Origin of the sequence: Pseudomonas reinekei (assembly GCF_001945365.1) — a bacterium.
In the GTDB taxonomy this organism is placed as follows: Bacteria; Pseudomonadota; Gammaproteobacteria; order Pseudomonadales; family Pseudomonadaceae; genus Aquipseudomonas; species Aquipseudomonas reinekei.
The window spans coordinates 1-1,925 of sequence record NZ_MSTQ01000043.1 but is presented as its reverse complement, the minus strand read 5'-3'; the positions used below and the strand labels follow the sequence as shown (position 1 = coordinate 1,925).

The 1,925-nt window shown below is 59.5% G+C and carries 1 protein-coding gene; it reads left to right on the top strand.

Annotated features, from left to right (window positions below; genetic code table 11):
* The first annotated feature begins 431 nt into the window (after nt 1–431).
* Nucleotides 432–1,853 carry a group II intron reverse transcriptase/maturase gene (gene ltrA / locus BVK86_RS28835; protein ID WP_075949607.1) on the top strand — a complete coding sequence of 474 codons (1,422 nt, stop codon included), beginning with the start codon at nt 432–434 and terminating at the stop codon, nt 1,851–1,853.
* The last annotated feature ends 72 nt before the right edge of the window (nt 1,854–1,925 follow it).

Here is a 1,925-nt window from a genome sequence, read left to right as displayed (position 1 = left end):
GTTTGTGCGCCAGGCATGGCGCGTTGCGCGCAAGCGCAACTAGCTTGGCTGTGGTGGCCATGCTGGTGACTTGGAGGTGAAAGTCCTCTACACACCCGGCAAGGGGAAGTGTTAGCCAGAGGCAAGGGTGTCGCGGGTGACTGCGAATCTGAAGGAAGCCCGAGGCAAAATGCTGGCCTGACGAACAGGAAGCGGATAGAGGCGGCGCAGCGGGGTAAGAGGGCAAACTTCCTCAAAGCCCAATACTTGCACGGGACGCTGTGACGTAGATCCGACAGGCATAAGCAGGAAGGTCGCGCGAATTACCCTGGGAGATCTGTACGTTTGCCACTGTGCTACCGAGCGTCGAGAGGCGACGGGATGAGCGTGCAGAAGTCAGCCGAGGCCGTAGTAAGTGACGAATAACCCCGTCACCAAGGGCCGAACAGGTTATGCCGCTGGTAGGCGTCAGAGTCTCGTTGGATACCGAAATGCAGAAATTTCTCGCAGAGAAGACTGTTACTCCGAGTCCCGGACAGATTCCGAGGATGACGGCTGACAGCGCACAGGTATCGGCGGCGTCTGTGACGTGGACGAACGCGGAGCCGGACACGCTGATGGCGCGGGTGCTTGCACCGGCCAACCTCAGACGTGCGTATCAGCGCGTAGTCAGCAATAAGGGCGCGCCGGGTGCCGATGGCATGACGGTCGACCAGTTGGCGGGCTACGTGAAACAGTATTGGCCGATCCTCAAGACTCGGTTGCTGGCCGGTGAGTATCACCCGCAAGGTGTACGCGCCGTCGACATTCCCAAACCCAAGGGCGGAACACGGCGGTTGGGCATCCCCTGCGTCGTGGATCGTCTGATCCAGCAGGCCCTGCTGCAACAGCTCACGCCGATCTTCGATCCGCTGTTCTCGGATTACAGCTACGGCTTTCGTCCGGGCAGAAGCGCTCATCAAGCCATCGAATCAGCCCGCGCCCATGTGGCGGCGGGTCACCGTTGGTGTGTGGAACTCGATCTGGAGAAGTTCTTTGATCGGGTCAACCACGACGTGTTGATGGCCTATGTAGAGCGCCAAATCGAAGACAAGCGGGTGCTCACGCTGATCCGTCGCTATCTCGAAGCGGTAACGATGTCAGGCGGACTCGTCAGCCGACGTCAGGAAGGGACGCCGCAAGGCGGCCCGCTCTCGCCGTTGCTGTCGAACATCCTGCTCAACGAACTCGACCGCGAGTTGGAACGACGGGGCCATCGTTTCGTGCGTTATGCCGATGACGCCAACATTTATGTGCGCAGTCGCCGTGCGGGCGAGCGGGTGATGGCCGGCGTTGAGCGTTTCCTGAGGCAGTGCCTGAAACTGGCGCTTAATCGGGAAAAGAGCCGCGTGGCAAGGCCCTGGTTCTGTGATTTTCTAGGTTATGGGATGAGCTGGCATCGACAGCCGAGGTTAAGAGTGGCGGTGATGAGTCTGGGGCGCTTACGCGACCGAGTCAGAGACCTGCTGCGCGGAGCGCGGGGTTGCAAGATGGCAACCGTCATCGTGCGGATAAACCCTGTGCTGCGTGGTTGGGCTGGCTACTTCAAGCTAAGTCAAAGCAAGCGGCCACTTGAGGCGCTTGATGGCTGGGTGCGTCGTAAGCTGCGCTGCGCCGTATGGCGTCAATGGAAACGGCCCTCAACAAGGGCTCGGAACTTGATACGCCTGGGGCTCAGCAGGCACCGCGCCTGCATATCGGCGTTCAACGGTCGTGGTCCATGGTGGAGCTCAGGAGCTGCACATTTGAATCACGCGCTACCGAAGAAGCTGTGGGATCGGCTTGGACTGGTCTCAATACTGGATACGATAACTCGGTTTAATCGCATAGCTTGAACCGCCGTATACGGATCCGTACGTACGGTGGTGTGAGAGGACGGCGGATGTAAATCCGCCTCCTACTCGATT

What these genes read in the sequence shown, in the direction of transcription:
- ltrA (WP_075949607.1), top strand. Translation starts at nt 432, where the DNA reads ATGCCGCTGGTAGGCGTCAGAGTCTCGTTGGATACCGAAATGCAGAAA.